This is a genomic window from Bradyrhizobium brasilense (assembly GCF_029714345.1).
Classification (GTDB): Bacteria; Pseudomonadota; Alphaproteobacteria; order Rhizobiales; family Xanthobacteraceae; genus Bradyrhizobium; species Bradyrhizobium australafricanum.
The window spans coordinates 5,002,662-5,025,276 of sequence record NZ_CP121669.1; the positions used below are offsets into that span (position 1 = coordinate 5,002,662).

19 protein-coding genes are annotated in these 22,615 nt (G+C 65.8%); 12 read left to right on the top strand and 7 right to left on the bottom strand.

The features are described 5' to 3' along the window. The first annotated feature begins 3 nt into the window (after positions 1-3). Positions 4-2,541 (top strand): Rne/Rng family ribonuclease, encoded by a 2,538-nt coding sequence (locus QA635_RS23550; RefSeq protein WP_425249047.1) that lies wholly within the window; start codon positions 4-6, stop codon positions 2,539-2,541. 106 nt (positions 2,542-2,647) lie between these two features. Then, a complete protein-coding gene (locus QA635_RS23555; protein ID WP_283061708.1) occupies positions 2,648-3,880 on the top strand; it encodes an NAD(P)/FAD-dependent oxidoreductase in 1,233 nt (410 codons plus the stop codon). Positions 3,881-3,997: 117 nt separating this feature from the next. On the opposite strand, the gene QA635_RS23560 is transcribed toward QA635_RS23555, so the two are convergent. Both QA635_RS23560 and QA635_RS23565 read right to left on the bottom strand, forming a co-directional pair. Next, complete coding sequence (locus QA635_RS23560) at positions 3,998-5,332, bottom strand: dicarboxylate/amino acid:cation symporter (protein ID WP_057020000.1); 1,335 nt, start codon at positions 5,330-5,332, stop codon at positions 3,998-4,000. A gap of 219 nt (positions 5,333-5,551) precedes the next feature. Then, complete coding sequence (locus QA635_RS23565; protein WP_283061709.1) at positions 5,552-6,739, bottom strand: pyridoxal phosphate-dependent aminotransferase; 1,188 nt, start codon at positions 6,737-6,739, stop codon at positions 5,552-5,554. A 227-nt stretch (positions 6,740-6,966) separates the two neighbouring features. Between QA635_RS23565 and QA635_RS23570 the strand changes: the two genes are divergently transcribed. Beyond that, positions 6,967-8,373: a M48 family metalloprotease gene (locus QA635_RS23570; RefSeq protein ID WP_225162527.1), complete on the top strand. Its 1,407-nt coding sequence runs from the start codon at positions 6,967-6,969 to the stop codon at positions 8,371-8,373. An 87-nt stretch (positions 8,374-8,460) separates the two neighbouring features. Continuing rightward, complete coding sequence (locus QA635_RS23575) at positions 8,461-9,228, top strand: DsbA family protein (RefSeq protein ID WP_283061710.1); 768 nt, start codon at positions 8,461-8,463, stop codon at positions 9,226-9,228. Here QA635_RS23575 and QA635_RS23580 read toward each other — a convergent pair. After that, positions 9,182-9,511 carry a hypothetical protein gene (locus QA635_RS23580; protein ID WP_283061711.1) on the bottom strand — a complete coding sequence of 110 codons (330 nt, stop codon included), beginning with the start codon at positions 9,509-9,511 and terminating at the stop codon, positions 9,182-9,184. The two genes, QA635_RS23575 and QA635_RS23580, sit on opposite strands and share 47 nt — an antisense overlap. A gap of 110 nt (positions 9,512-9,621) precedes the next feature. Here QA635_RS23580 and QA635_RS23585 point away from each other — a divergent pair, with 110 nt between their 5' ends. The 8 genes from QA635_RS23585 to QA635_RS23620 all read left to right on the top strand — a co-directional run bounded on the left by QA635_RS23585 (position 9,622) and on the right by QA635_RS23620 (position 17,175). Next, complete coding sequence (locus tag QA635_RS23585; RefSeq protein ID WP_283061712.1) at positions 9,622-10,440, top strand: DUF1236 domain-containing protein; 819 nt, start codon at positions 9,622-9,624, stop codon at positions 10,438-10,440. 336 nt (positions 10,441-10,776) lie between these two features. Then, positions 10,777-11,250 carry a type II 3-dehydroquinate dehydratase gene (gene aroQ / locus QA635_RS23590; protein WP_225162525.1) on the top strand — a complete coding sequence of 158 codons (474 nt, stop codon included), beginning with the start codon at positions 10,777-10,779 and terminating at the stop codon, positions 11,248-11,250. A gap of 52 nt (positions 11,251-11,302) precedes the next feature. Further along, the gene (gene accB / locus QA635_RS23595; RefSeq protein ID WP_283061713.1) at positions 11,303-11,800 is read left to right on the top strand and encodes an acetyl-CoA carboxylase biotin carboxyl carrier protein; all 498 of its coding nucleotides are present in this window, start codon (positions 11,303-11,305) and stop codon (positions 11,798-11,800) included. Between the two features lie 24 nt (positions 11,801-11,824). Continuing rightward, positions 11,825-13,183 carry an acetyl-CoA carboxylase biotin carboxylase subunit gene (accC, locus tag QA635_RS23600; protein ID WP_283061714.1) on the top strand — a complete coding sequence of 453 codons (1,359 nt, stop codon included), beginning with the start codon at positions 11,825-11,827 and terminating at the stop codon, positions 13,181-13,183. A 93-nt stretch (positions 13,184-13,276) separates the two neighbouring features. Next, the gene (locus QA635_RS23605) at positions 13,277-14,812 is read left to right on the top strand and encodes a sensor histidine kinase (protein ID WP_482151239.1); all 1,536 of its coding nucleotides are present in this window, start codon (positions 13,277-13,279) and stop codon (positions 14,810-14,812) included. After that, a complete protein-coding gene (locus QA635_RS23610) occupies positions 14,809-15,249 on the top strand; it encodes a response regulator (RefSeq protein WP_092084305.1) in 441 nt (146 codons plus the stop codon). Before QA635_RS23605 ends, QA635_RS23610 begins: the two co-directional genes overlap by 4 nt. Continuing rightward, entirely contained in the window at positions 15,246-16,337 is a 1,092-nt protein-coding gene (locus QA635_RS23615; RefSeq protein ID WP_283061716.1) for a sensor histidine kinase, read from the top strand. Before QA635_RS23610 ends, QA635_RS23615 begins: the two co-directional genes overlap by 4 nt. Before the next feature lie 202 nt (positions 16,338-16,539). Further along, entirely contained in the window at positions 16,540-17,175 is a 636-nt protein-coding gene (locus tag QA635_RS23620; RefSeq protein WP_283061717.1) for a hypothetical protein, read from the top strand. Positions 17,176-17,200: 25 nt separating this feature from the next. On the opposite strand, the gene QA635_RS23625 is transcribed toward QA635_RS23620, so the two are convergent. Genes QA635_RS23625 through QA635_RS23640 form a run of 4 tightly spaced genes read right to left on the bottom strand, consistent with a single transcriptional unit; the run spans position 17,201 to position 22,612 of the window. Further along, a complete protein-coding gene (locus tag QA635_RS23625; RefSeq protein WP_253608825.1) occupies positions 17,201-17,527 on the bottom strand; it encodes a BA14K family protein in 327 nt (108 codons plus the stop codon). A gap of 10 nt (positions 17,528-17,537) precedes the next feature. Next, positions 17,538-17,846 carry a hypothetical protein gene (locus tag QA635_RS23630; protein ID WP_283061718.1) on the bottom strand — a complete coding sequence of 103 codons (309 nt, stop codon included), beginning with the start codon at positions 17,844-17,846 and terminating at the stop codon, positions 17,538-17,540. A gap of 8 nt (positions 17,847-17,854) precedes the next feature. Then, on the bottom strand, positions 17,855-19,327 hold the full coding sequence (locus QA635_RS23635; protein WP_076832244.1) for an efflux transporter outer membrane subunit: 1,473 nt from the start codon (positions 19,325-19,327) through the stop codon (positions 17,855-17,857). Beyond that, the gene (locus tag QA635_RS23640; protein ID WP_283061719.1) at positions 19,328-22,612 is read right to left on the bottom strand and encodes an efflux RND transporter permease subunit; all 3,285 of its coding nucleotides are present in this window, start codon (positions 22,610-22,612) and stop codon (positions 19,328-19,330) included. Positions 22,613-22,615: the final 3 nt, after the last annotated feature.

Genomic DNA, 22,615 nt, shown 5'->3' on the forward strand with positions numbered 1-22,615 from the left:
GAGGTGAGCGAGGCGGCGGTTGCCGACGCCCCGTCCGACCCCGTCGTTGCTGTGGTCGAAGCCTCCGCCGCGTCGGCCGCGCCCGAGACCGTCGAGACGGTCGAGGTCAATCATGAGCCCGAGCGCGCCCATGAGGAGCAGATCGAAGAAAACGCCGCGCATGCCGACGACGCGCCGCATGTGGCTTCCGACGAGGTTCACGCCGCCGCCGATGAGCACGCGGTCGCCGAATATGGCGCGCTCGCCGAGGTGGTCGCGCCCGAGACCGGGCCTGGCGACGAGGCCGGCGAAGATGACGAAGAGGATGACGGCGAGGAAGGCGAGGAAGAGGACGTCGTCGAGTCAGTCGGCGGCGACGACGTGCTCGAGGAGGTTCCGGAGCGCCCGTTCCGCCCGCGCCGCCAGTACAAGATCCAGGAAGTGATCAAGCGCCGGCAGGTGATGCTGGTGCAGGTCGTCAAGGAAGAGCGCGGCAACAAGGGCGCCGCGCTGACCACCTATCTGTCGCTCGCCGGCCGCTACGCCGTGCTGATGCCCAACACCGCGCGCGGCGGCGGCATCAGCCGCAAGATCACCTCCGCCCAGGACCGTTCGCGGCTGAAGGAAGTGGTGCAGGATCTCGACGTGCCCGAGGGCATGGGGATCATCCTGCGCACCGCCGGCGCCTCCCGCAGCAAGCCGGAGATCAAGCGCGACTTCGAATATCTGATCCGGATGTGGGAAACGGTGCGCGACCTGACGCTGAAGTCGCAGGCGCCGACGCTGGTCTACGAGGAAGGCTCGCTGATCAAGCGCTCGCTGCGCGACCTCTACAACAAGGAGATCGACGAGATCCAGGTGGCCGGCGAAGCCGGCTACCGTGAAGCGCGCGACTTCATGAAGATGCTGATGCCGGCCAATGTGCGCGCGGTGAAGCAATATCGCGACGGCCAGCCGCTGTTCTCGCGCATGGGCGTCGAAAGTCAGCTCGACGCGATGTTCTCGCCGACCGTGCAGTTGCGCTCCGGCGGCTACATCGTGATCAACCAGACCGAGGCGCTGGTCTCGATCGACGTCAACTCCGGCCGCGCCACGCGCGAGCACCATATCGAGGACACCGCGCTCAAGACCAATCTGGAAGCGGCGGAAGAAGTCGCGCGCCAATTGCGCCTGCGTGACCTCGCCGGCCTGATCGTCATCGACTTCATCGACATGGACGAGAAGCGCAACAACCGCGCGGTCGAGCGCAAGCTGTCCGACTGCCTGCGCCAGGACCGTGCGCGGATCCAGGTCGGCCGCATCTCGCATTTCGGCCTCTTGGAAATGTCGCGCCAGCGCATCCGCGCCAGCGTGCTCGAAAGCTCGACGGAGCCCTGCCCGCAATGCGGCGGAAGCGGTCACGTCCGCTCGGTCTCGTCGGTGGCGCTGCAGCTCTTGCGCGGCATCGAGGAAATCCTGATGAAGGGCGCGACCCACAACCTGGTGGTCCGCACCCGTACCGACGTCGCGCTGTACGTGCTCAACCACAAGCGCGGCCATCTGCGCGATCTCGAAGACTCCTTCCGGGTTTCGCTGTCGATCGTCGCGGACGCCACGGTGCACGGCCAGCAGTCCTACATCATCGACCGCGGTGAGCAGGTGCATACGCTCGAAGCGGCCAAGGCGCTGCTCGCTGCGCAGGCTGCCGCTGCGCCGGCCCAGGCCGAAGAGGCCGATGACGAGGAAGAGCTGTTCGAATACGAGGCCGAGATCGAGACCGACGAGACCGAAGGCCTCGCCGACGAGCGGGCGGCCGGTGATGAATCGGGCTCCGCCGAGGGCGAAGGCGACGGTCAGCGCCGCAAGCGGCGCCGCCGGCGTCGCGGCCGCGGCGGCAGCGAGGCGCGTGAAGGCGCCCAGCAGCCGCGCGAGGACGGCGATCTCATGCATGTCCTGCCCGAAGGCACCGAGGCGGTTGCCGCCGCCGATGCCGAAGGCGATGAGGACGAAGGTGACGAGCAGCAGGGCGCTGCCCGCGACGACCAGGCCGGCAATGGCGATCGCCGTCCGCGGCGCCGCGGACGGCGTGGCGGCCGCCGCCGGCGCGGCAGTGGCGGACCGGATGACGGTCTCGCCGGATCGATCTCCGATGAGTTGAGCCCGGCGGCGACGTCGGAGGCCTCCGACGCAGTCGCCGATTTCGATAGTCATGATGGGGAGCCGGCTCCCTCGCTGGCGCAGCCCGAACTGGTGGCCGAGCCGCCGGAGTGGCAGCCGAACGAGGTCGCACCCGCTGAGCCTGTCGAGCCGGTCGCGGCACCCGAGCCCGAAACTGCCGCGGCGTCTGCCGCCGAGGACACGGCTGCCGAAGGCGACCGCGCGCAGCGCCGCCGCTCGACGGTGCGCGAAAAGGTCAACTTCGCGTCGAGCCCACTGCCCGAGGCATCAGCGGCGCTGGTTCAGAGCCCCGCGGAGGAAGCCCCTGAGCCGGCCGCGGCTACTCCAGAGCCGGCACCGGCCGCTGCGGCCGAGGCTCCGGCCCGCAAGGGCTGGTGGTCGCGCCGCTTCGGCGGCGGCAACTAGCACCACCTGCGAGTCAAAACGCCCGGTTCACGCCGGGCGTTTTTATTGAACAGGCAATCCGTTCGTCAGACGCCGGCGTAACGGAGCCTGACGGAGACGGATCCCAATGCAAAGCGCGATCGTTCTTGGCGGCGGCATGGTGGGCGTCAGCACGGCGCTGCATCTGCGGCGCCGCGGCTGGTCGGTGACGCTCGTCGACCGCAAGGAACCGGGCCGCGAAACCAGCTACGGCAATGCCGGCATCATCCAGAGCGAGGCGGTACGGCCCTACCCGATGCCACGCGATCCCGCCATCCTCGCCCGGATCGCGATGGGGCGCACCAACGACGTGCGCTACCGCCTGGCGTCGCTGCCGCAGCATGCCGGCCCGCTGCTGCGCTATTGGTGGAACTCGACGCCCGAACGCCACCGCGAAGCCACCATCGCCTGGGCGCGCCTGATCGCCTACGCCACCGCGGAGCACGACACGCTGATCCGCGATGCCCATGCCGACAATCTGATCCGCCGCGCCGGCTATCGCCTGCTACATCGCGACCCGGCCGCGCTCGAACAGGCCATTGCGATCGCCGAGGAGAACCAGCGCGACTTCGGCGTGACGTTTCGCGTGCTTGATGGCCGCGAGCTCGCCAGGGCGGAGCCGTTGCTGCGCGACGACCTGCCCGGCGCCATTCACTGGCTTGGGCCCTGGACCGTGTCGGACCCCGGCGGGCTTGTTTCCGCCTATGCCGGATTGTTCGAGCGTCTCGGCGGCACGCTGCTGCGCGGCGACGCGCTGACGCTGACGCAGACGACGTCCGGCTGGTCGGTCGACACCAGTGGCGGCCGGGTCGATGCCGCCCATGTCGTGGTCACGCTCGGGCCGTGGTCACCGCAATTGCTCCGCAAGTTCGGTTACCGCATCCCGCTGGTGCGAAAGCGCGGCTACCACATGCACTACCAGGGCGGCCGCTCGCTCGACCTGCCGCTGGTCGACACCGCGAACGGCTACGCGATGGCGCCGATGGCCAAGGGCATCCGCATCACCACCGGCGCGGAGCTGACCAGTCCCGACGCACCGGCGACGCCGATCCAGCTCGGCTACGCCGAAGCGGCCGCGCGCGAGCTGATCGAGATCGGCAGCCGCGTCGAGCCCGAGCCCTGGTTCGGCACCCGCCCCTGCACGACCGACATGCTGCCGGTGCTTGGGCCGGTGCCGCGCCATCGCGGGCTGTGGGTGAATTTCGGCCACGGCCATCAGGGCTTCACGCTCGGCCCGGCGACCGCGCGCGTGCTGGCCGAAACGATGAACGGCGAGGCATCCGCAGTGGACACCTCGCCGTATCGGCTGGACCGGTTCTGAGACGTCGAAGCAGACTTAGAGCGTTTTCGAGCGAAGTGGATACCGGTTCGCGTGAAGAAAACGCGTCAAAACAAGAATCTAGAGCCCCGTTCCGATTCCATCGGAACGGGAAAAGCTCTAGTCCGTCGTCAACGCGGTCTCCATGTCGGTCGGGTCGACCTGCTTGGCGAGATTGGCGTTGAGCTTGTCGCGATCGAGCTCGCCCTCCCACCAGGCGACGATCACGCAGGCCACGCCGTTGCCGCACAGATTGGTCAGCGCGCGGCACTCGCTCATGAACTTGTCGATACCGAGCACGATCGCCATGCCCGGCACCAGCCGCGGATCGACCACCGCGAGCGTCGCCGCCAAGGTGATGAAGCCGGCGCCGGTGATGCCGGAGGCGCCCTTCGAGGTCAGCATCGCCACGATCAGGATCGTGATCTGCTGGCTGAAGGTGAGATCGAAGCCCAGCGCCTGTGCGATGAACAGGGTCGCCAGCGTCATGTAGATGTTGGTGCCGTCGAGGTTGAACGAATAGCCCGTGGGCACCACGAGGCCGACCACCGATTTCGAGCAGCCGAGACGTTCGAGCTTCTCCATCAATGACGGCAGCGCGCTCTCGGAGGACGAGGTGCCGAGCACGATCAGGAGCTCGTCCTTGATGTAGGCCAGGAACTTGAAGATCGAGAACCCCGCGATCCGCGCGATGATGCCGAGCACCACGAACACGAACAGCGCGGCGGTCAGATAGAACGTCGCGATCAGCCCCATCAGGTTGAGGATCGCGCCGGTGCCGAACTTGCCGATGGTGAAGGCCATCGCGCCGAACGCGCCGATCGGCGCCGCCCGCATCACGATCGAGATGACGCCGAACACCGCGTGCGCGGCGTCGTCGATGAACGAGCGGATGGTGTGGCCGCGCTCGCCGAGGCCCATGATCGCGAAGCCGAACAGCACCGAGAACAGCAGCACCTGCAGGATCTCGCCCTGCGCGAATGCGCCGACCACGGTGTCGGGAATGATATGCAGCACGAAGTCGACGCTCTTCTGCGCCTCCGCCTGCTTGGCGTAGCCGGCGACCGCCTGCGCGTTCGCCGCCGCATTGCCGAAGCCGGCGCCGGGCCTGACCAGATTGCCGACGAGCAGTCCGATCACCAGGGCGAAGGTCGAGACGACCTCGAAATACACCAGCGCCTTGACGCCGATGCGGCCGACCTTCTTGGCATCTTGTATATGGGCGATGCCCGACACCACGGTGCAGAAGATGATCGGCGCGATCACCATCTTGATCAGCTTGATGAAGCCGTCACCGAGCGCCTTGATCCACTCGTTGGTGGCAAGGCCCGGCCACAACCAGCCGACCAATGCGCCGAGCACGATCGCGATCAGGACCTGGACATAGAGAACTTTATACCACGGCTTGCTGCCGGCGCTCGCCGGCGCAGCCGTGACAACGGTTGCCGTTGCCATGTGTCACTCCCCCTCAGAAATGGCGGAAACAGCCAAGATCAACTTGGCGGTTCAAGTCAAATGGAACTGTGTGGGCCCTGCCGCTTATCCGCGATGATCCGCCCGCCACAGTGCCGGCGAAACCACGGCACTGCGCTGCGAAACCGATCCGAAAGGCAAAGCGAACGCCGGAAGGCTCTTGATGGCTCTTGGAGTTTGAAGGCTCCTGGAGTTCGCGGGCTATTTAAGCCAATGCGCGATCCGTGCAACTGCTTCCTGCATCTCCGCGGCCGAGCGTGCATAGGAAAAACGGATGAAGGCGCGGCCGTGGATCGGATCGAAATCGACGCCGGGGGTCGCCGCGACATGCGCCCTCTCGAGCATCTCGCTGGCGAAGGCGAAGCTGTCGGAGGTGAAGTCGGAGACGTCGGCGTAGAGGTAGAACGCGCCGTCAGCGGGGAGGAATTTGGTCAGGCCGGCCTTCGGCAGGCCTTCGATCAGGATGCGGCGGTTCTCCTGATAGCCGCGCTTGATCGCCTCCATCTCCTCGCGGCCTTCGAACGCCGCTTCGGCCGCGATCTGCGACAGGGTCGGCACCGAGATCGACAGGTTCTGCTGCAGCCGCTCGATCGGCCGCACCAGCACGTCGGGCACCACCATCCAGCCGACACGCCAGCCGGTCATGCAGAAGTACTTCGAGAACGAGTTGATCACGAGCGCGTTCGGCGACAGCTCGGCGGCCGTCACCGCAGGGAACGCATAGTCGAGCCCGTGATAGATCTCGTCGGAGATGAAGCGGATGCCGGCGCTGTCGGCGGCTGCCATCAGGGTCGACAGCGCCTCGCGCGACATCATGGTGCCGGTCGGGTTGGCGGGGCTGCCGACCAGCACGCCCTTCAGCGGCGCCTTGCGATGGGCGGCGAGCAGCGCCTCGCCGGTCAGGGCATGGCGGGTGTCGCCGGAGGTTTCGATCAGCACCGGCTCGCAGCCCAGCGCGGTCAGGATATGCCGGTACGGCGGATAGCCCGGCACGGTCACGGCGACCCGGTCGCCCGGCTCGAACATCGCAAGAAACGCCAGGATGAATCCACCCGACGAGCCGGTCGTGACGATGATGCGCTCAGCATCAACCGCGCAACCATACGTGTCGCTGTAGTGCCGGGCGATGCGCGCGCGCAGCGAGGGAATGCCGAGTGCCGAGGTGTAGTCGATCCGCCCGTCCGCAAGCGCGGCCTGCGCGGCCGCGATCGCCGGCTTCGGCGCGCCTGCGGCAGGCTGCCCCACCTCCATATGGATGACATGGCCGCCGGCGGCCTCGATTCGCGCGGCAGCCGCCATCACGTCCATCACCATGAACGGCGGAACATCGCTCCGTCCGGACGCTGTCAACAGGCTGCTTACACGGTCTCTCGGTGTCGCTTCACGCATGGATTTCTGCTATTGCACGGCCGCTGCCGAATTCGGGTTCCCGTTACCGGCTGCCGCCCCAGACTGGCCGCATTCGGTGGCTCCTTATAACGCTTTCAGGCCAAGTGAATACCCGGTTCGCGTGAAGAAGAACTGCAAAAACAACAGACTGCGCCACGCGCCAAATCCGGTCGGACCCGGCCCCCGGATTCGTGCCGGCGCGGCCAGTCATCGCCGATAGATCGCCCATGCTGTTCCGCCTCGCGCTTCGCACCAGGACCTTCAAGCTGACCGCGTTCATGACTGCGGTTGCGCTCGCGGTCGGCCCCGTCGTCCCCGCGCGAGCCCAGCAAAAAGGCCCGCCGGTGCTGCGCGACACCGAGTCCGAGCAGCTGCTGCGCGAATACACAAGGCCGATCCTGCGCGCCGCCGGTCTGGAGAAGCAGAACATCCAGATCGTGATCATCAACGACGGCTCGTTCAACGCCTTCGTCGCCGACGGCCGGCGCATCTTCGTCAATTACGGCGCGCTGCTGCAATCGGAGACGCCGAACCAGATCATCGGCGTGCTGGCGCACGAGACCGGCCACCTCGCCGGCGGCCATCTCGCCAAGATGCGCGAGCAACTGGCGCAGGCCCAGACCCAGATGATCATCGCGATGCTGCTCGGCGTCGGCGCGCTTGCCGCGGGTGCGGGCGGCCGCGGCGGCGGCAACGGTCTCTCCAGCGCCGGCGCCGCGGCGATCTCGGCGCCGCAAGCGGTCATTCAGCGCACACTATTGTCCTATCAGCGCCAGCAGGAAGAAAACGCCGATCGCGCCGGCGTCAAGTTCCTGAACGCGACCGGACAGTCCGCCAAGGGCATGTACGAGACGTTCAAGCGCTTCACCGACGAGAGCCTGTTCGCCTCGCGCGGAGCCGACCCTTATCTGCAGTCGCACCCGATGCCGGTCGATCGCGTCTCCGCGTTGCAGGAACTGGCGCGCTCCAGCCCCTATTGGGACAAGAAGGACGATCCGGCGCTGCAGCTGCGCCACGACATGATGCGCGCCAAGATCTCGGGCTTCATGGAGCGGCAGGACACGGTCTACCGCCGCTATCCGCTGTCCAACACCAGCCTGCCGGCGCGCTATGCACGCGCGATCACGACCTATCTGCACGGCGATCTGCGCTCGGCGATCGCGCAGATCGACGGCTTGATCCAGGTGCAGCCCAATAATCCCTATTTCCATGAATTGCGCGGCCAGGCGCTGCTCGAAGGCGGCCGGCCGGCCGAAGCCATCGCGCCGCTGCGCCGCGCGGTGCAGCTCTCCAGCAATTCGCCCTTGATCGAGATGCTGCTCGGCCAGGCGCTGGTCGCCTCGGACAACAAGGCCTACACCGACGAGGCGATCAACATGCTGCGCGCTGCGGTGGCGCGCGAGCCCGAGGCGCCGCTCGGCTATACCCAGCTCGCGATGGCCTATGGCCGCAAGGGCGACTATGCCCAGGCCGACCTCGCCTCGGCGCAGGCCGCCTATCTGCGCGGCGACACCAAGACCGCCCGCGACCTTGCGTCACGCGCCAAGACGCGGTTCGCGATCGGCACGCCCGGCTGGGTCAAAGCTGACGACATTGTGAGCGCCAAGCCCATGCCGGGTCAGAAAAACAACTAGAAATAAACCGTAGTTCCATACAACGATCACCGAAACCAGCTCACGGCCTCGCCGTTTTTTTGGGCCACCGCGAACAAGGATTTTGTCATGCCAGCGCTTCGTTTTCTTGCCCCTGCCCTGCTCGCGCTCGGCGTTTGCGCCGCGCCGCTTCCGGCGTCCGCGCAGAGCTTCACCGACACCCAGCGCGGCGACATCGAGACCATCGTGCGCAACTATCTGATCGCGCACCCGGAGGTGCTCGAAGAGGCGATGAACGAGCTGAGCAAGCGGCAGGCCGTCGCTGAAGCCGAGAAGCATGAGCAGAGCGTCGCCAAGAACGCCGACACCATCTTCAATTCGCCGCGCGGCGTCATGCTCGGCAACAAGGACGGCGACGTCACCTTCGTCGAGTTCTTCGATTACAATTGCGGCTACTGCAAGCGCGCGATGTCCGACATGCTCGATTTGATGAAGGCGGATCCGAAGCTGAAGGTCGTGCTGAAGGAATTCCCGGTGCTGAGCCAGGGCTCGGTCGAGGCCGCGCAGGTCGCGGTCGCCGTGCGCATGCAGGATCCGACCGGCAAGAAGTATCTCGATTTCCACCAGAAGCTGCTCGGCGGCCGCGGCGCCGCCGACAAGGCGCGCGCGCTGGCGGTCGCCAAGGAGGTCGGTCTCGACATGGCGAAACTCGAGAAGGACATGGCGAGCCCCGAAGTGAAGGCGACCATCGAGGAGAACTTCCGCCTCGCCGAATCCATGGGCATGAACGGCACGCCGAGCTACGTGATCGGCAAGCAGGTCGTGATCGGCGCCGTCGGCGTCGACAACCTCAAGGAAAAGATCGGCATCGCCCGCTGCGGCAAGGCGACCTGCTGATCGCCGCTCCGACAGCGCTCATCGCGTACAAAATCCGGCTGCGGCGCAGCCGGATTTTTTTTGTTGTCGCCACCGAATCGATTCCGCGCGGGTCGCAATCAAGGGCCGTCACCAACCACGCAAGTCGCGCGAAGCCGAAGATATAGCGCGACCTAATCTCGTGATCGAAGAGCATGTCGGCGGCTTCAATTTCGGCGGCGGCAACGGCCAGCTCGATCATGCAGGCGCGGAGTTCGACTGGGCCTGCGGTTGAAGCAGCCGCGCATTCATCTCGCGCGTTCATCGCGCATTCACCTCAAGAACAAACCGCAAGGAACCGCAAATCAACAGGAACATCGCTCATGCTCTCCCGTTGTCGGCGCGGGCAATGCTGAAAAACGAGGAGGAATTACGATGTCTAACCGCTTTCTGATTTCGGTCGCGGCGGCGGCTTTGATCGCCGGCACCGGTTTCGCGAACGCACAGGGCGCCGGCGGCGCCAACAAGGAAACCGGGGCCGGTGGTGGTGCGACCACGCAGCAGTCTGCACCGTCCGGTGGCGCGTCATCGGGCACCATGCAGCATGACAAGAGCGGCATGAAGGGTTCCGAGCATTCGACGACCGGTGAGTCGAGCACCAAGGGAGCTGAGTCCGACAAGTCCGGCACGGCCACCAAGGGCGCGCAGGACAGTACCCAAAAGTCGAAGGGCATGAGCTCGGAGAACGAAGCGACCAAGGGCTCCAAGGAGGGCTCGAAGGACATGAAGGCCGAGGGTCGCGACAAGACCGGCAACATGAAAGCCGAGGAGCGTGACAAGAGCGGCAAGATGAACGCCGAGAGCCGCGACAAGAGCGGTGCCGGTGCCACGACCAACCAGAACGCTCAGACCAAGAGCCCGGCCGACCCCAACCGCGCGCAGACCAACGACACGAGCCGCACGCAGACCACGACCGGCAACGCGGCAACGTCGGCCACCGCGGCTCCACCGGCCGAGAAGCGCACCCAGATCACGACCGCGATCAAGTCGGAGCACGTGACCGAAGCCACCAACGTGAACTTCAATGTGGCGGTCGGCACCCGCGTTCCGGCTGACATTCACTTCTACCCGGTGCCGGAGCGGGTCGTGACGATCTACCCGCAGTGGCGCGGCTATCAGTTCATCCTGGTCAAGGGCCGCTACGTGATCGTGCAGCCTGAGACCCATGAGATCGTCTACATCATCGAGGGCTAAATCGGCCTCGGTGCGAGGGCGCCCAAACGGGCCCTCGCCTTGATCTCGACCCCGCCCCCTTCGGGGCGGGGTCTTGCTTTCGGCCGCACCCCGCATCACGCAGTGGATGGCGGGCCGGAGCGCCCGCCGAAGGCGGCTTCCGCAAGATTTGGTTAATCAGCATTTTCCGCAGGTTAGGACAGTCATCTAACAGGTCGGAGGAAGTTGTTGAAGACGTTCTGATTTCACCTAAAGACTTCCCCTTCGGCCGGTTGTTACCTATAACCCGGCCCACTCCACCCCTTGTCGGACCCCCGTCGGAACCTTTGGCCGGAACCCTTGGCAGGAAACTTTGGAATGGCTGCTGCCGGAACGATCTATGTGCTGAACGGCCCGAACCTCAATCTGCTGGGGACGCGCGAGCCGGAGACCTACGGCCATGCCACCCTCGCCGATGTCGAGAAGCTGTGCGCGGACACCGCGCGCCAGTTCGGGCTGAGCGCCGACTGCCGGCAGTCCAACCGCGAGGGTGAACTGATCGACTTCATCCATGAGGCCCACGCCAAGAAGGCGGTCGGCATCATCATCAACGCCGGTGGCTACTCTCATACCTCGATCGCGCTGCATGACGCGCTGGTCGCGGTCAAGATCCCCGCGGTCGAAGTTCACGTCAGCAACATCCACGCCCGCGAAAGCTTCCGGCACCACTCGTTCACTGCTAAAGCCGCCTTCGCGTCACTTTGCGGCTTCGGCATCGACGGCTACCGGCTTGCGATCATCGGCCTCGCCACCAGGATCGGCGTCAAGATCGACGCCAAGCCAAAGACTTAATCGTCAATCCTGACGTTCCCCGTCACCAGACAGAGATTTTGGATCACAGAGCATGGCGCGCCAGCCAGACGACAAATCAGCCGTAAAATCCAAGAACGACTCCAAGAGCGACGACAGCGCCCTCATTCGCGAGCTCGCGCTGCTGCTGGCCGAAACCAATCTGACCGAGATCGAGATCGAGCGTGCCGGCCTGCGCGTCCGCGTCGCGCGCAACATCAGCATCGCGGCCTCGGTGCCCACGGCCTCCGTGGCGGGCGTTGCCGCACCGGCCTTGGCCGTCCCGGCGGCTGCGGCCGCGACCGATCTCGCCAAGCACCCGGGCGCCGTGCCCTCGCCGATGGTCGGCACCGCCTATTGGGCGCCCGAGCCGGGCGCCAAGCCGTTCATTGAAATCGGCACCAAGGTCAGCGCCGGCCAGACGCTTCTGATCATCGAGGCGATGAAGACGATGAACCAGATCCCGTCGCCGCGCGCGGGCACCGTGACGCAGATTCTCGTCGAGGACGGCCAGCCGGTCGAATTCGGCGAGCCGCTCGTCATCATTGAATAGCTTCCGTCAACACCAGGCGCTGCGATGTTCGACAAGATCCTCATAGCCAATCGCGGCGAGATCGCGCTTCGCGTGCTGCGCGCCTGCAAGGAGCTCGGCATCTCGACCGTCGCGGTGCATTCCACCGCCGACGCCGACGCCATGCATGTGCGGCTCGCCGACGAGAGCGTGTGCATCGGCCCGCCCCCGTCGAAGGATTCCTATCTCAACGTGCCGGCGCTGCTCGCGGCGTGCGAGATCACCGGCGCCGACGCCGTGCATCCCGGCTACGGCTTCCTGTCCGAGAACGCGCGCTTCGCCGAGATCCTCGCCGACCACAATCTGGGCTTCATCGGACCGAAGGCCGAGCATATCCGCCTGATGGGCGACAAGATCGAAGCCAAGAAGACCGCCAAGCGGCTCGGCATTCCCGTGGTGCCCGGCTCGGACGGCGCGGTGACCTCGGAGGCCGACGCACTCACCATCGGCAGGGAGATCGGCTTCCCGGTGCTGGTGAAGGCGGCGGCCGGCGGCGGCGGCCGCGGCATGAAGGTCGCCCATACCGAGGCTGACCTCGCGCTGGCGCTCTCGACCGCGGCCAACGAAGCCAAGTCGGCATTCGGCGACGCCTCGGTCTACCTGGAGAAATACCTGCAGAAGCCGCGCCACATCGAAATCCAGATTCTCGGCGACGGCCGCGGCGGCGCCATCCATCTCGGCGAGCGCGACTGCTCGCTGCAGCGCCGTCACCAGAAGGTCTGGGAGGAAGGCCCCTCGCCCGTGCTCGCGGCGGCGGCGCGCGCCAGGATCGGCGAGACCTGCGCCAAGGCGATGCGGGACATGAAATATCTCGGCGTCGGCACCATCGAATTCCTCTACGAGGACGGCGAGTTCTATTTCATCGAAATGAACACGCGCATCCAGGTCGAGCATCCCGTCACCGAAAGCATCACCGATATCGATCTGGTGCTGGAGCAGATCCGGATCGCCGCCGGCGGCGATCTTCCGGCCAAGCAGGACGACATCGCGATCATCGGCCACGCCATCGAGTGCCGCATCAATGCGGAGAACCCGCAGACCTTCCGTCCCTCGCCCGGACGGATCACGCAATTCCATCCGCCTGGCGGCCTCGGCGTACGGATCGATTCCGCCGTCTATCAGGGCTATGTGATCCCGCCCTATTACGACTCGCTGGTCGGCAAGCTGATCGTGCACGGCAAGACCCGCGGCGAATGCCTGATGCGGCTGCGCCGGGCGCTGGACGAGATGGTGGTCGACGGGATCGAGACGACGCTGCCGCTGTTCCGCGCGCTGGTGCGCGAGCCCGACATTATCGAGGGCGACTACCACATTCACTGGCTGGAGCAGTACCTCGCCGGTCAGCCGTCCGACGCCGCAAAATAGTTCGGAACTCCGTGGAACCCAGCCCTTCCTCAGACGTACTATAGGATTATTGGCTTTCCACGGGGACGCGTTGAATCCCACTCCCATAGCGAGATCGTCGTGACGGTCGTTTCACGACGCCGGTCGACGTTACAGATCCTCCTGCTGTCGGCGGGATTTTTCGTGCTGGTCGCGGTCAGCGTGGCGTCCGTCCTGCTGGTCAACAAGGCGCGCGAGGACAACGCTTGGGTGATTCACACCGTCGAGACCGACAGCCAGATTGCCAATCTGCTGCTCGACGTCAGGCGCGCCGAAAGCGCGACCAGGGCGTATCTGCTGACATCAGCACCACAATACCTGTCCGAGTACCAGTCCGCGGCGGCGGGAGTCCCGGCCGCGCTCAACCATCTCCAAATGATGACCGTGGACAATCCGGCGCAGGTCGCCAACGCCGCGAAGCTCAAAGCCGCCGTCGAGCAACGTCTGGCCGAGTTCGCGCTCAGCATCGAGCGCGTCAAGAACAACGACACGGCGACCAGCATCGACGTCCTGCGCAAGACCACATCGACCGATGCGGTCGAGGCGATCGCGCGGATCGCCCGCGACATCCGCACCGAGGAGGATCGTCTGCTGGCATTGCGCACCGCGACGGCGGACAAGACCCAGGTGCTGGCCTCCTCCGTCACGATCGCCGGCTCCTGCATGGTGCTGGCGCTCGCCGCTCTCTCGGTGGTGCTGCTGCGGCGATCGTCGCGGGCGCGCGACGAGGCCGAGGCAAGGCTGCGCGACAGCAACGTCAATCTCGAAACCATCGTCGACGAGCGCACCTCCGACCTGCGCGAGGCCAACGAGGAAATCCAGCGCTTCGCCTATATCGTCAGCCACGATCTGCGCTCGCCGCTGGTCAACATCATGGGCTTCACCAGCGAACTCGAGGAACTGCGCGGCGACATCTTCAAGCGGATCGCCACGCTCAATCGCGCCGCCTCGCTGGCGCCGGCGATGCCGGAAGACGCGACCGATGTGGCCGAGCCCGAGCTCGAAGGCTCCGACAAGCAGCTATCCGACGACTTCAATGAATCGCTCGGCTTCATCAAATCGTCGATCGCCAAGATGGATCGCCTGATCAGTGCGATCCTCAATCTCACCCGCGAGGGCCGCCGCGAGTTCAAGCCCGAACGCATCGATCTGCGCGAGCTGATCGACGGCATCGTCAAGACGATGGCTCACCAGGCCGTCGAGGCCAACGCGACCGTCGAGGTCGGCGCGCTGCCCAATATCGTCAGCGACCGCCTCGCGCTGGAGCAGATCTTCTCCAATCTGATCGACAACGCCCTCAAGTACCTCAGGAACGGCGTTCCCGGCGAGATTTCGATCGAGGGCCGCACCAAGCTCGGCTTCGCGATCTTCGAAGTCACCGACAACGGCCGCGGCATCGATCCGAAGGACCACCAGCGCATCTTCGATTTGTTCCGTCGCGCCGGAACCCAGGACAAACCCGGTCAGGGCATCGGGCTTGCCCATGTCCGCGCACTTGTGCGCAGACTGGGCGGCACCATGTCGGTAGCATCGGAACTTCACAACGGCAGCACCTTCACGATCACGCTGCCTATCAATTGGTCAGGCAAGAACCGGGACAAAGTGACATGAGTGATCCAGTCACCATCATCATGATCGAAGACGACGAGGGCCATGCCCGCCTGATTGAGCGGAATATCCGGCGCTCAGGTGTCAACAATGAGATCATCCCGTTCACCAACGGTACAGAGGCGGTCAACTACCTGTTCGGCAAGGATGGCAGCGCCGTCGAGCGCAAGGGCCAGGCCCTGCTGATCCTGCTCGATCTCAATCTGCCCGATATGACCGGCATCGATATTCTGAGGCGGGTCAAGGAGAACAAATATCTCAAGTCGACGCCGGTGGTCGTGCTGACCACGACCGACGACTCCCAGGAGATCAAGCGTTGCTACGAGCTGGGTTGCAACGTCTACATCACCAAGCCGGTGAACTACGAAAGCTTCGCCAACGCCATTCGTCAGCTTGGCCTGTTCTTTTCCGTGATTCAGGTGCCGCCGGCTTCCGTATGACCAGCGCAACGCCGACACTGCTCTACATCGACGACGACGCGGCGCTGGCGCGCCTCGTCGAACGCGGGCTGACGCGCGCGGGCTACAAGGTCGTGCACGCCGCAAGCGGCCAGGAAGGCCTCGACCGGCTCGCCCAGGGCGGCATCGACGTCGTCGCACTCGATCAGTACATGCCCGGCCTCGACGGGCTGGAGACGCTGGAGCAGATCCTCAAGATACCGGACGCTCCGCCGGTGGTGTTCGTCACCGCGTCGCAGGATTCGGCGATCGCCGTCACCGCGCTGAAGGCCGGCGCGGCGGACTATCTGGTCAAGGACGTCAGGGGCGAGTTCATCCCCCTGCTCCAGGTCGCGGTGAACGGCGCGATCCGGCAGGCCGCGCTCCAGAAGGCGCGCGACGAGGCCGAGGCCGAGGTGCACGCCTCGCGCGACCGCTATGCCGCGCTCGCCGCGGAGCGTGAGGTTCTGCTCCGCGAGGTCAACCATCGCGTCGGCAATTCGCTGCAGATCATCGCCTCGCTGCTGCATCTGCAGGCCAACTCATCGAGCCAGCAGGATGTGAAGGCGGCGCTCACCAACGCGATGGGGCGCGTCGCGGCCGTCGCACAGGTGCACCGCCGCCTCTACACCTCGCACGACTTCAAGACGGTGATGCTCAACCAGTATCTCGAGGCACTGCTCGAGGATCTCCGGCGATCGGCCGAAGGCAACAAGATGTCGCGGCTGACCTTGAAGGCCGACCCGATCGAGATCGATCCCGACCGCGCGGTCGCGATCGGCATCATCGTCAACGAGCTGGTGATGAACGCCGTGAAATACGCCTATCCCGACGGCGCCGGCCCGATCCACGTCGAGCTGAAGCCGCAAGGCGACGATCTGCAGCTCGCGATCAGCGACGACGGGGTCGGCTTTTCCGACAAGGCCGATCCGCGCGGCACCGGCATGGGCCAGCGGATCGTCAGCGCGATGGCAGCCAAGCTCGATGCCAGCGTCGAGCGCGACCCCGGCCACAAAGGCACCCGCTTCGTGGTGCGGTTCGCCCGCGTCAGCCCGGCGCTCGACAAATCGACAAGCGCCGCCGCCAGCTAACGCCGCAAATTCAGCAAATTCGATTGATTTGTCCGGTTCGCTTTAACGACTGCGTCATGCTGTTGATGAATCGCCGCGCGCCAAGCCTGACCGGTTAAGAAAATTCTGGGCGTCCTTTGCGATGCTCGTGCCAACTGCTTGGCAGGAGCGGCACGCGATGTTCGGGCGCAGGCCAGTTTTTGGAAAGAAGCAAGAAACGACCTTGGGCGAGCTCAAGGAGACCGTGCGTCCGGCGCCGGGCGCCGACGGAGCGACGCCCGCTTTTCACAAGCAGCAGTGGGATCACCCGCTAATCGGGTCGATGCTGCGCGATGCAGGCTTCGCGCCTGACGACGAAGCCAGCATCGTGCCGACGGCGAACAATCGCCTTGCGGTGTTCGCTGCAGCCAACAAGCGATTGCAAGACCGCACCGAGACCTTCAACCGTGACATGACGGCGCGGCACGGCCACTGCCACGCGGTGCCGTTCCTGGTCATCGACCAGAAAATCTGGGATGGACCGCATGGCGCGTTTCTCTACGCGCAGATGGGACTGATCGGCTACGACGAGTGGAACGTGATCATGCTGGCGGGAGACCCGCAGACCACCGTGTCATGCGGCCTGGCAGGCCATCCCGGCTTCCTTCCATCCGTGACGCAAGTCATGACCGAGCATGTGATCGCGTGGAAGACGCGGCACAACGCCCTGCTCGAGACGTACGGAATCACCGCGACCGGCGGCCGGGATATCCCGCACGAACAATACGAGATGGAATTGGACACCCTGCGCAACGAAATCATCGACAAGGCCGGCTGGATGAAGCCGCGCATCATCGACGAGCTCTCGCGCAAGGCCTAGCGGCATCAAGCCTCTCCGAAGCGCCTCACTCGTGCCTGCCGCGGTGCCGGCGTGCGCGGTGCGGACGGCAATCCTGACACGGTGCGCCAAACACGACCTGCGACGGATAGGGCCGCGCGGAATGCCACGGCGTCGAGCCGAACAGGCCGGCCGCACCGAACCCCGCGCTGAACGGATCGGCCGCGAAATTGCCGGGGAAATAGCCGTTGCTGCGAAAATCCCGGTCGTCGTCCCTGCCGTCGAAATACGCGCCGCCGGTGCTGCCGTAGCGCAGCGGCCGCTGCTGGGCCGACGCCGCGGCTACGCTGAGCGCGATGGCGGCGCAGGCGATCAGTCCTCTCATGGCGATCATGGCCAAACCCTCATTGCGGAAGGGTGCCCCAGTCGCCCTTCCAGGCGATCAGGCGTCCCTTGCCGAATTGCAGATAGAGCCCGTCGCTGCGCCTCGACAGCACGCTGCCCCTGACATTGGGCAATGCGACGAACAATTCATTGCCCGGCGTGCCGCGCACGTAATTCAGGGGAACGCCGAGCGACCGGCTGGCCTGGTCGGCGCTCATGCCGAAGGCGAGCGGAACGCTGTTCGGTGGCCGCTGCTGCGCGCGGGACGCGCCGGTCGATGCGCCGAGCGCGATGACGAGGGCAACGAGGAGTGTCGCGAAACGCAGCATGGCTGACCTCATGGCACCGCCGCCGCCAGCGTACCGGCGGGCGTCCAGCCGCCGCCGAGCGCCTGGAACAGGCTGCTCGCCGCCAGCAGCTTGTTGAGCCGGACCGTAACCAGATTGTTTTCTGCCGTGAACAGCGTCTGCTGCGCCTGCAGCACCGTGATCAGGTTGACCGTGCCGCCGCGCAGCTGCGTCTCGGCGACCTCGAACGCCTTGCGCGAGGCGGCGACGACGTCGGACTGCAGGCGCTCCTGCAATGTGTACTTCTGCAACGCGATCAGCGCCTTCTCGACATCGGCGAAGGCCGACAGCACCGCCTTGCGATAGGCCTGCAGGTTTTGCAGCTGCTGGCCCTTGGCGAGCTTGAGCTGGCTCTCCAGCAGGAAGCCGTCGAACAGCGGCTGGGTCAGCCCGGCGGCGAGCGTGTAGTACCAGGCGCCGGGCGCGAACAGCGCGGCAAGCGCCGCGCTCTGGAAGCCGGTGGTGCCGGTCAGCTGGATCTGCGGAAAGAATGCCGCGCGCGCCGCGTCGACGCTGAAATTGGACGACGCCAGCTGCGCCTCGGCCTCGCGGACGTCAGGCCGCTGGTAGAGCAGTTCCGACGGCAGTCCCGGCGTGACGCGCGGCACCGCGATCTGCGTGGTGGAGCCGCCGCGCACCTTGAAATCGGCCGGCGCGCGCGCCACCAGCACGGCGAGCGCCGCGGTGTTCTGCCCGACCGTCACCTCGAGCGGCGGGATCGCCGCGCGCTGCGTGGCGACCAGCGCCTCCTGCTGCGACAGATCGAGCTGCGAAGCGGTGCCGCCGGCGAATTGCGACTTGATCAGCGCAAGGATGCGCTCGGCCGCCGCGAGGTTGCGGCGGGTGACCTTGATCTGGTCCTGCGCCGCCAGCAGCTGGAAATAGGTATTGGCGACCGTCGCCATCGTGGTCAGCGCGACTACCTCGCGATTGTAGCGCGCGACGGTCGCACTCTCCTCCGAGGCCGACAGCGTCGCGCGGTTCTTGCCCCAGAAATCGACGATGTAGCTTGCGCTCAGCCCCAGGCTGTACTGCGAGAAAGTGCCGCTGGTGCCGAACGACGAACTGGATCCCGTTGCCACACGCTGACGCTCGGCATTCGCCGATCCGGAGATGGACGGCAGCAGCGCGGCGCCGGACACGCCGACCTGGGCGTCGGCCTGCACGATCTGGGCGATCGCCACCGCGATGTCGAGATTGTAGAGCTGCGCGGACTCCATCAGCCCGGTCAGCTCGGGCGAGCGGAAGCCGCGCCACCAGGCAAGCGCCGGAACAGCCGCGTCGGCATCGCCCTTGGCCGCAGTCTTGTAGCTCGCCGGCACTTCGAGGCTGAGCTCCGGCTTCTCCGCCCCGGGAATACAGCCGGACAGACCGAGGCTGAGGCCGCCGAACGCCGCCACGCGCAGAAACCGGATCGGCTTGCGCATCAACTGAAGATTTCGCAACGCTGTACCTGTCGGCATTTACTCGCCCGGTTGAAGTGAGGAGCCCGGTGTCCGCATCGCGCCGCCGCGGCGCACGCGCTGGGCCCACAGGCGGAACCGGTCGAGATAGAGGTAGATGATCGGCGTCGTGTAGAGCGTGAGGACCTGGCTCAGGATCAGGCCACCGACGATGGCGATGCCGAGCGGCTGCCGAAGCTCGCCGCCGTCGCCCATGCCGATCGCCAGCGGCACCGCCCCGAGCAACGCGGCCATCGTCGTCATCATGATGGGGCGGAAGCGCAGCAGGCAGGCCTCCCGGATCGCCTCGAGCGGTTCCAGCCCGCGCCTGCGTTCCGCCTCCAGCGCAAAGTCGATCATCATGATGGCGTTCTTCTTCACAATGCCGATCAGCAGGATGACGCCGATCAGCGCCATGATACTGAACTCGGTCTTGAATGCCATCAGCGCCAGCAAGGCGCCCACACCCGCCGAGGGCAATGTGGACAAGATGGTCAGCGGATGGACGTAGCTCTCATAGAGCACGCCCAGCACGATGTAGATCGCCACCAGCGCCGCCAGGATCAGGAACGGCTGGTTGCTCAGCGAGTCCTGGAACGCCTTGGCGGTACCCTGGAAGGTGCCGCGGATCGTGGCCGGGACCCCGATCCGGTTCATGGTCGCCTCGATGCTGCCGACCGCCGTGCTCAGCGACACGTTCGGCGGCAGGTTGAACGAGATGGTGTTGGCGACCAACAGGCCCTGGTGATTGACAGCAAGCGGCGTCGCGCCCTGCTTGAACGCTGCAACTTCCGACAGCGGGATCATGGTCTCGCTGCTGGTGGAGACGGCCGATCCGGTCGAGGCAACGCCCTTCCCGGTCGAACCGATCGAATTAGTTGCCTGGTTGCGCGCGGCCTGGGCGTTGGCCGCACTGGCCGCACTCGAGCTGCCTGGGGTGACGACCGTGCCTGCCACCGCGTTGGTCGATTGCGAGCCGCCGACCGAACCGCCGGACGTGCTGATATAGACGTCCTTCAACGTCTCCGGATTCTGCCAGTAGCGCGGCGCGACCTCCATGATGACGTGATACTGGTTGCGCGCGACATAGATCGTCGACACTTGCCGCTGGCCGAAGGCGTCGTAGAGGGTGTTATCGATCTGGCTCACCGTGATGCCGAGCCGGGCCGCCGCGTCGCGGTCGATCACGAGATCGGATTCCAGGCCCTTGTTCTGCTGGTCGCTGTTGACGTCGGCGAGATCAGGATCGCGCTGCAGGGCCGCCGCGATCTTCGGCGTCCATTCATTGAGCTCCTCCAGCGTCGATCCCTGCAGCGAGTACTGATACTGCGCGTTCGAGACCCTGCCCCCGACCCGGATGTCCTGCACCGCCTGCAGGAACAGGCTCGCGCCCGGCACCACCGACATCTCGCGGCGCAGCCGCGCGATCACGCCGTCGGCACCGATCTTGCGCTCATCGAGGGGACGCAGCGAGACGAACACGAAGCCGGAATTGGTCTGCCCACCGCCGGTGAAGCCGACCGCCGTCTCCACCGCCGGATCGCGCTTGATGATGCCGACGAACTGCGCGAGCTTCTGCTGCATCAGCTGGAACGACACGCTCTGGTCGGCCTGGATCGAGCCGACCAGCCGGCCGGTGTCCTGTTGCGGGAAAAAGCCTTTCGGGATCACGTCGTAGAGATAGAAGTTGAGGCCGAACACCGCCGCCAGGATCAGCATCACCGACAGCGGATGCGCCAGCGCCGCGGTCAGCGTTCTGCGGTAGAAATTCAGCATCGCCTCGAAGAACCGCTCGCTCGCCCAATAGAGCCGGCCATGGCTGCCGGCGTCGGGCTTGAGCAGCACGGCGCACATCATCGGCGTGGTCGCCAGCGAGACCGCGAGCGAGATCAGGATCGAGATCGAGATCACCATCGCGAACTCGCGGAACAGCCGCCCGACGATGCCGGCCATCAGCAGGATCGGGATGAACACCGCGATTAGCGAGATGCTCATCGACAGCACGGTGAAGCCGACCTCGTTGGCGCCCTTCAGCGCCGCCTCGAGCGGGCTCAGGCCGTCCTCGATGTAACGGGTGACGTTCTCCAGCACCACGATGGCGTCGTCGACCACGAATCCGGTCGCGACCGTCAGCGCCATCAGGGAGAGATTGTCGAGGCTGTAGCCGAACAGGTACATCGCCCCGAAGGTCGCGACCAGCGACACCGAGACCGCCACCACCGGAATGAAGGTGGCCCGCGCATTGCGCAGGAACGCGAACACCACGATGATGACCAGCAGCACCGCCAGAACGAGGGTTCGTTCGACGTCCCGGAGCGAGGTGCGGATGGTGGTCGAACGGTCGACCGCAAAGCCGATGTCGATCGCCGGCGACACCGATGCCTGCAGCTGCGGCATCAACCCCTTCACGAGGTCGACGGTACTGATGATATTGGCGTTCGGCTGCCGGTAGAGGATGATCAGCACCGCCGGCTTGCCGTTGGCGAGCCCGGCATTGCGCAAATTCTCGACGCCGTCGGCCACCTCGCCGACATCGGAGAGATGAACCGGTGCGCCGTTGCGGTAGGCCACGATCAGCGACTTGTAGTCGTCGGCCTTGTTGGCCTGGTCGTTGGCGTAGACCTGGTAGCGCTGGTCGCCGACGTCGATGCCCCCCTTGGGGCTGTGGGCGTTGGCGCTCGACAGCGCCGCGCGGACGTCTTCCAGCCCGATGCCGTATTTGTAGAGCGCCTGCGGGATCAGATCGACGCGCACGGCCGGCAGCGAGCTGCCGCCGACCACCACCTCGCCGATGCCCTCGACCTGCGACAGCTTCTGCGCCAGCACCGTGGAGGCGGCGTCGTAGAGATCGCCGCGCGTCAGCGTATCCGACGTCAGCGTCAGGATCAGGATCGGCGCGTCGGCCGGGTTGACCTTGCGGTAGGTCGGATTGCTGCGCAGGCTGGTCGGCAGGTCGGCCCGCGCCGCATTGATCGCGGCCTGCACGTCGCGCGCCGCGCCGTTGATGTCGCGGTTCAGCCCGAACTGCAGCGTGATGCGGGTCGCGCCCACCGAGCTCGACGACGTCATCTCGGTGACGTCCGCGATCTGGCCGAGATAGCGCTCGAGGGGACTTGCGACCGTGGTCGCGACATCCTGCGGGCTGGCGCCGGGCAGCGTCGCCTGCACCGAGATGGTCGGGAAATCCACCTGCGGCAGCGGCGACACCGGCAGCTTGAAGAACGCGACAATGCCGGCCGCCGCGAGCCCGAACGTCAACAGCGTCGTTGCGACCGGCCTACGGATGAAGGGCGTTGACGGATCCATGGC

What these genes read in the sequence shown, in the direction of transcription:
- QA635_RS23565 (WP_283061709.1), bottom strand. Translation starts at nt 6,739, where the DNA reads ATGCGTGAAGCGACACCGAGAGACCGTGTAAGCAGCCTGTTGACAGCG.
- QA635_RS23575 (WP_283061710.1), top strand. Translation starts at nt 8,461, where the DNA reads ATGCCAGCGCTTCGTTTTCTTGCCCCTGCCCTGCTCGCGCTCGGCGTT.
- QA635_RS23640 (WP_283061719.1), bottom strand. Translation starts at nt 22,612, where the DNA reads ATGGATCCGTCAACGCCCTTCATCCGTAGGCCGGTCGCAACGACGCTG.
- accB (WP_283061713.1), top strand. Translation starts at nt 11,303, where the DNA reads ATGGCGCGCCAGCCAGACGACAAATCAGCCGTAAAATCCAAGAACGAC.
- QA635_RS23635 (WP_076832244.1), bottom strand. Translation starts at nt 19,327, where the DNA reads ATGCCGACAGGTACAGCGTTGCGAAATCTTCAGTTGATGCGCAAGCCG.
- QA635_RS23630 (WP_283061718.1), bottom strand. Translation starts at nt 17,846, where the DNA reads ATGCTGCGTTTCGCGACACTCCTCGTTGCCCTCGTCATCGCGCTCGGC.
- QA635_RS23610 (WP_092084305.1), top strand. Translation starts at nt 14,809, where the DNA reads ATGAGTGATCCAGTCACCATCATCATGATCGAAGACGACGAGGGCCAT.
- QA635_RS23585 (WP_283061712.1), top strand. Translation starts at nt 9,622, where the DNA reads ATGTCTAACCGCTTTCTGATTTCGGTCGCGGCGGCGGCTTTGATCGCC.
- aroQ (WP_225162525.1), top strand. Translation starts at nt 10,777, where the DNA reads ATGGCTGCTGCCGGAACGATCTATGTGCTGAACGGCCCGAACCTCAAT.
- QA635_RS23625 (WP_253608825.1), bottom strand. Translation starts at nt 17,527, where the DNA reads ATGATCGCCATGAGAGGACTGATCGCCTGCGCCGCCATCGCGCTCAGC.
- QA635_RS23560 (WP_057020000.1), bottom strand. Translation starts at nt 5,332, where the DNA reads ATGGCAACGGCAACCGTTGTCACGGCTGCGCCGGCGAGCGCCGGCAGC.
- QA635_RS23615 (WP_283061716.1), top strand. Translation starts at nt 15,246, where the DNA reads ATGACCAGCGCAACGCCGACACTGCTCTACATCGACGACGACGCGGCG.
- QA635_RS23555 (WP_283061708.1), top strand. Translation starts at nt 2,648, where the DNA reads ATGCAAAGCGCGATCGTTCTTGGCGGCGGCATGGTGGGCGTCAGCACG.
- QA635_RS23580 (WP_283061711.1), bottom strand. Translation starts at nt 9,511, where the DNA reads ATGAACGCGCGAGATGAATGCGCGGCTGCTTCAACCGCAGGCCCAGTC.
- QA635_RS23570 (WP_225162527.1), top strand. Translation starts at nt 6,967, where the DNA reads ATGCTGTTCCGCCTCGCGCTTCGCACCAGGACCTTCAAGCTGACCGCG.
- accC (WP_283061714.1), top strand. Translation starts at nt 11,825, where the DNA reads ATGTTCGACAAGATCCTCATAGCCAATCGCGGCGAGATCGCGCTTCGC.